Source organism: Niveispirillum sp. (assembly GCF_017996735.1).
In the GTDB taxonomy this organism is placed as follows: domain Bacteria; phylum Pseudomonadota; class Alphaproteobacteria; order Azospirillales; family Azospirillaceae; genus Niveispirillum.
Genome location: NZ_JAGOGJ010000217.1, coordinates 1 through 6,445, shown reverse-complemented (window position 1 = coordinate 6,445; position 6,445 = coordinate 1). Strand labels below are relative to the sequence as shown.

Here is a 6,445-nt window from a genome sequence, read left to right as displayed (position 1 = left end):
CATCCTGCTGGATGGGAAACTGATCCGGGAGATCGCGCGGCCGGTGCTGCGCAATTCGCTGGCCATTGTCGATCAGGACATCGTGCTGTTCGACGGAACGGTGCGCGACAATATCGCCCTGTGGGACGAAACGATGCCGGAATCACGCATCGTCCGCGCCGCCCGCGATGCCATGATCCATGACGACATCGTTGCCCGCACCGGCGGTTATGGCGCGCGGGTGGAGGAGGGGGGGCGCAACTGGAGCGGCGGGCAACGCCAGCGGCTGGAAATCGCCCGTGCCCTGGTGGCGGAGCCCAGCCTGCTGGTGCTGGACGAAGCGACCAGCGCCCTGGATCCGCTCGTGGAGAAGGACCTGATCGACAATATCCGCCGCCGGGGCTGCACCTGCCTGATCATCGCCCACCGGCTGAGCACGATCCGCGATTGCGACGAGATCATCGTCATGGAGAAGGGCAAGGCCGTGGAACGCGGGCGGCATGAGGATCTGACGCGACGCGACGGCCCCTATCGCCGGCTGGTGCAGCCATGAATGCCGACAGAGCTTTGGACCGTCCGACATTCCTGGCGACGCGCGCCGATCCGATCCGGGTGACGGGCAATCAGCCGCTGGCTTTGGACGATCCCGCCGCCTGCCTGCTGGTGCAGCAGGGGGAGGTGGAGGTTTTCCTGGTCGAGCGGCAGACCGACGGAACACCCGGCACGCGCCAGCACCTGTTCAGCGTCGGCCCCGGTCAATTGCTGTTCGGCATCGATACGGCCGCCGGCCTGATGGATATGGGCCTTCTGGCCACCGGCACGCCGGACACGGTGGTCCGCCCCCTTGACCGGGTCGCTCTGCTGACGGCGGACGCGGCGGAGGTGGTGACCGCCGTCGAGGCCTGGGTGACGCGCCTGTCGGTCGCCATCACCGGGCCCATGGTTCCCCGGCCACGCGCCGACCTGGCCCTGGTGCCGGGAGAGGATGTCGTTGCGGGCAGCCCTCGTCGCGTCGGCGCGGGACAGGGCGTGGCCTGGTGTCGGACAGATGCCGATGGCGCGCTTTATGTCGATATCGAAACGGTGCCGGCTACCAGTGCGTTCTTGCCGCTGACCCGTGATAGCTGGCTGGCCTTGCCGCAGGGCGTGGGCATCACCAGCATGACGACGGTGGCGATGCTGCGGTCGGGTGGCATGGCGGCGGCACTGGACCGGTTCCATGCGCTGGCCGTGGATGTCCTGCCCATGGCGCTGCGCCTGGCGGCGGTGGATGAGGTGAACCGGCTGCGGGCGCGGGGGGAGGGCAACCGTCGCGCCGCCGGCCGCGCCCTGGACGTGCTGGCCGGCATCTTCGCCCATCGCCCCGACCCGGTCACGGCGCTGGACAGCGACCAGCCGCTGGTCCGGGCCATGGCCCGGCTGGGCGTGGTAATGGATTTCCGCCTGACCCTGCCCGAAACGCGGGGCGACGAGATCCGGCCTTATGCATTTGAGGAGATCACGCGCGCCAGCCGCCTGCGCAGCCGCCCGCTGCGGCTGGAGCCCGGCTGGTGGCGGGCCGACAGCGGTGCCTTCCTGCTGCTGCGTCAGGGGGATGCACGGCCCCTGGCCCTGTGGCCGGTGGCCGGAACCTATCGGCTTTATGATCCGGTGGAAAATGTCGAACGCCGGCTGGACAAGGCGGAGGCCGCCGGGCTGGCCGGCACTGCCCAGGCGCTTTATCCACCGCTGGAGGACCGCCCGCTGCGGGTCGGCGACATTCTGGCGGGGGCCCTGCGTGCGCGGCTGCCGGACCTGGGGACCCTTGCCGGTGCCACCCTGCTGGTCGGGCTGCTGACCCTGGCCGTGCCCATCGCCACCAGCCTGGTGCTGGACAGCGTGCTGCCCGACCACGCGCTGGACAAGCTGTGGGAGGTGGCGGCGGCGCTGCTGCTGGTCGCCTTCATGACATTGGTGCTGCGCATAGCGGCGCAGTTCGCCAGCCTGCGCATGGAGGGGCTGGCCGGCAGCCGGTTGCAGGCGTCGGTGATGGACCGGCTGCTGCGTCTGCCGGCCCGGTTCTTCCGCCGCTTCACCGCGGGTGAGCTGGGCACGCGCGCCATGGCGGTGGAACGGCTGGAAAATGCCCTCACCGCTGCCATGATCGGGTCGGTGATGACGGGGGCGGTGGCACTCGTCTCCTACGGTTTGATGCTGGCCTATTCCTGGCGGCTGGGGCTGGTGGCCATCATCCTCACCCTGGGACTGGCGGCGGCGACGTCATTGTTCGGTCTGCTGCGCGTACGCCGGGAAGCGGAGATGGTGGCCCAGGATGCGCGCATGGTGGGCTTGTCCCTGGAACTGGCCGGCGGCATCACCAAGCTGCGGCTGGCGGCGGCAGAGGATCGCGCTTTCCTGCGCTGGGCCCGGCTTTATGCCGACACCACCCATTCCTGGCTGCGGGCCGACGGCATGGCGGCGCGGCAGAAGGCCTTCACCGCCGGCTATACCGCCTTTGCCACGGCCATCATCCTGCTGGCCTGCATGGGGTGGGACCTTGCCGATGGCCTGACGCTGGGCCTGCTGGTGGCGTTCCTGTCGGCCTTCAACGCGGCCCTGGGCGGGCTGGCGACACTGGCCGACACGGCGGTGGAGATGGTGGCCCTGGCCCCCATCGCCCGCCATGCCGCCCCCATCCTGGAAGCCGTGCCGGAGACCGACCGGGCTAAGGTCGATCCCGGCCCCCTGTCCGGCGCGGTGGAGATATCCCGGCTGAAATTCCAGTACCAGCCCGACACGCCGCTGGTGTTCAACGACCTGTCGCTGCGGGTTGAGCCGGGGGAGTTCGTGGCGCTTGTCGGCCCGTCGGGTACCGGCAAGTCCACTCTGTTCCGCCTGCTGCTGGGGTTCGAGCAGCCGACGGCCGGCATGGTGCTCTATGACGGGGTCGATCTGAACGGGCTGGATCTGCAGGCCGTGCGCCGGCAATGCGGCGTGGTGCTGCAGAACGGACGGCTGATGCCCGGCACCGTGCTGGATAATATCCTGGGTGCCAGCCTGCATCTGGGCGAGGAGGCAGCCTGGGAGGCGGCGCGGCAGGCCTCCATTGCCGATGACATCCTGCGCATGCCCATGGGGATGCGCACCCAGGTGACGGATGGCGGCTCCGCCTTTTCCGGCGGGCAGGTGCAGCGTATCCTTCTGGCCCGCGCCATTGTCGGCCAGCCCCGCATCCTGCTGCTGGATGAGGCGACAAGCGCCCTGGACAACCGCACCCAGGCCGTGGTGACCGACAGCCTGAACCATCTGGCCGCCACAAGGCTGGTCATCGCCCATCGGCTGTCCACGGTGGAGCGGGCGGACCGCATCATCGTGCTGGACAAGGGCATGGTGGCGGAGGAGGGCAGCTTCACCGACCTGATGGGCCGTGGCGGCCTGTTCGCCGGTCTGGCGCGGCGCCAGCTTACGGCATCGTCCAGGGACTGAAGGGCAGCAGCACATCGGCGGCATGGTCAGGCGCCAGATGCCGGACCAGCAGATGCGCCAGCCCGCCCAGCCCGCGCAGCAGCGACGGGTCATCCGGCGCGCCGGCCTGCACCGCCATCAGCCGGACCCGGCCGGCGGCCCAGTCGGGCAGGCGTGTCGCCAGGATCTGCCCCACCTCTGCGGCCAGGGCGGCATCCTGGCGACGGGCGGCCAGCGTCAGCAGGATATCCAGACGCCCCCCCTCGCCACAGCACAGGTCGTCGCTGTCCGTGATCGGCGTGCGGCGTGTGGTGGCAATGGCGGCATCCGGGGACAGGGCCAGATCCGGCAGCATTTCCCCCACGGCCTGCCGCGCCAGGGCGATGCCGGGTGCGCCGTGGCACCATGTGCTTTTGAAGGGCGGATGGCCGCCCAGGTTGCGCCAATTGGCGGGGCCTGGATCATACAGGCTGTCCTCATAGGCCAATGCCTGCCGTATCGCCGCTGTCCATGGTCCGCGACGACCGTCCAGGCGGGCCAGATGCGCCAGGGCCACGGCGATGCCGCCAGCCCCGTGCGACAGACCGGCCAGCCCTGGCCGACCCCGGTCGGGCCAGTCCCGCCATTCGCCTGACAGGCGCGAACGACGCAGAATGTGCCGCCCGGCATCCCGCATCGCCGCCAGCACGGTGGGATGGGGCCGGGCCTGATACAGCACCGACAGGCCCAGGACCAGCCCCGCCGCACCTTCCAGCATATCGGGTACATCCGGGGCGACGCGCAGGGCCGCTTTCGTCGCCATGGCCAGCGCCATGGCATCGTCCAGCAGGGTGGGCCATTCCAGCCGTTCGGCGCACCAGACCAGGGCGGCGATCATGCCGCCGATCCCCCGTCCCCAACCGGCCCCGATCCGGGCGGCCAGGTCCGGGGCCTGGGGCCGCAATCGCCGGCCGGTCCAGGGAACCAGCGCCCGGCGGGCCAGCGCCGCCAGTCTTTCATCACCCAGCGTCCGTGCCGCCGCTGCCAGCGTCACGGCGATGCCGCCGGCGCCATAGCAGAGGCCGGGGCCGGCGGGCGCCACCAGCGCGGGGATCTGCTCCCACATCCGCACCCACTCTGCCCCGCGCCCGGCGGGCACAGCCAGATCGGCGATCCGGTCGGTCAGCCGGACCAGCGCGCCCCGGGCGTCGATGCCGTGCGGCGCCTTCCCCGGCGGGGCGGGGCGTCGCAGGCTGGCGGCAATCAGGGCCGTCCGGGCACGGATGCCGGCCGCATCCAGTCCCGCCAGCCCCGCCGTCACCTGCGCCGCCATGGAGCGGCCGGGAAGGGCGCCCACGGGTCCGCCATCGGCCTCCCGTAAGCGGCGGCCCGTGGGGTGGTAGCGGAAGGCGGGCACGTCCAGCCGGTCCAGCGCCGCCGTTTCCGCCGTCAGGACCGCCTGCCAGACAACCGGATCGGCCAGCATCGGCCGCCGTCCTGCCAAGCGGGTCAGGGTCTGGGTGAACCTTGCCGGATCGGCCAGCATCTCCGGCCGGCGGACATGTTCCAGTATCAGGGCGTAGAGATTGGTGGGGGCCGCCAGGAACCGTACCGGCGCGTGTGCCAGACGGTACAGCGGCTGGCCCGGCCGTGCCCATGCCGCCTGACACTGCGCCATCACCCGCAAGGTGCGGCGAAAGCCGTCGGCGACCGCGTCGGCAAAGTCGCGCACGTCCAGGGGGCTGGCGCCCAGGCAGGGGCCGGGCAGGTCGTTGGCGGGGACGGGCCATTCCGCCTCATGCATCCAGTCGGTGCCGGCATGGACGATGCGGCGCTGCGGGCGCTGTGGCGCAGCACCGGCCCCGGCGGCGGCGAGGGGCACCAGACTGCGTCCGCCATCAAAGCTGGTGAAGACCGGCAGGATGCCGGTCTGGAAGGCTACCGGGTCCAGTAGCGGGTCAGACATTCCCAGGTCGGCCGACCCCGGCTGGAACAGGCACTCCAGATCCAGGATCACAGGAAAGGCGCCGGCCGCCACCATGTTGTCGGGATGAATGTCGCCGCCGCGCAGCATCGTCATAACCGCCAGCAGCCCGCCGCAGCGGCGATAGAAGGCTACCGCCTCGCCCGCCCGCCGCATCGGTGCCGCGTCGATCCATTCCATCCAGCCATGGTCGCCCCGATCCACCACCAGCGGGATTCGCTGCTCCGGGGCGCCGCCGGCGTCGGACAGCGCCCGCAGCAACCCGCTGAAGCCTGCATCAACAGCCAGCGAGCGGGGCTTATAGGCCAGCGAGGTGCCATCGGCGAACCGGATTCGGCCGACGCTGCGCCCGCCGCCATGCGGATCGGACAGGCCGAACTGCACCCCGACAATGGCCGGCATGCCAGCGCGCCAGCCCGGCACAAGCCGCGACAGGGCCGCGGGGTCCGCCGTCGCGTGCCGGATGAAGTCGCGCCTTGCTGCCCGCCCGGCATCGGCCATCGCCTGTAACCGGTCCAGCAGCACCGGCCAAGCCGCCAGTACCCGGTCCAACCCCTCTGCATCGACATCGGCCACGAACCGCCGATGTGCGTCGCATGGTGCGGATGCCGGGGTGCGCGCCGTCAGGCGGGCGGCCGGCGGCACCGGTTTCCGTCCTGCATCGAACAGGCGCAGCAGCACCGGGGCGGCAAGGTCGGCCAGCCGGATCAGCAGTCCCCGTTCCAGGTCGGCCCGTGCCTCCGGCGTGACCGGACCGTCCCCGGTGGCCGTCAACCAGCCATCCCCATGCCGCCCGCGCAGCCAGGGGCGCAGGATCGCCGCGAAAGGGATGTCACCATCGGGAAGGGACAAGGGACGTCGCCGGATGCTGGAAACCGTGCCAAGGGCTAAGCCATCCACAGCGTCCAGGCAAGCCCGGCAACCCGCCCGTCCTAGGGTCTGTGGGGATTCACAAAAGGGTCGTTATGTGATTCAAGCTCTGGATGGATAGGAATCTTCTGACGGACGCCCAATGGGCGAAGATAGAGCCGCACTGCCTTGGCAAGCGCACCGACCCTG

At 70.7% G+C, this 6,445-nt stretch carries 3 protein-coding genes; 2 read left to right on the top strand and 1 reads right to left on the bottom strand.

Translation table 11 applies throughout. The features are described from left to right. Both KBA48_RS31710 and KBA48_RS31705 read left to right on the top strand, forming a co-directional pair. Positions 1-532 (top strand): ATP-binding cassette domain-containing protein (locus KBA48_RS31710; RefSeq protein ID WP_292912673.1); only part of this gene is annotated, 532 nt, incomplete at its 5' end. Further along, positions 529-3,444, top strand: coding sequence for an NHLP bacteriocin export ABC transporter permease/ATPase subunit (locus KBA48_RS31705; RefSeq protein ID WP_292912672.1), 2,916 nt, complete (start codon positions 529-531; stop codon positions 3,442-3,444). The genes KBA48_RS31710 and KBA48_RS31705, both read left to right, overlap by 4 nt. On the opposite strand, the gene KBA48_RS31700 is transcribed toward KBA48_RS31705, so the two are convergent. After that, a complete protein-coding gene (locus KBA48_RS31700) occupies positions 3,422-6,238 on the bottom strand; it encodes a type 2 lanthipeptide synthetase LanM family protein (protein ID WP_292912671.1) in 2,817 nt (938 codons plus the stop codon). The two genes, KBA48_RS31705 and KBA48_RS31700, sit on opposite strands and share 23 nt — an antisense overlap. Between the last annotated feature and the right edge of the window lie 207 nt (positions 6,239-6,445).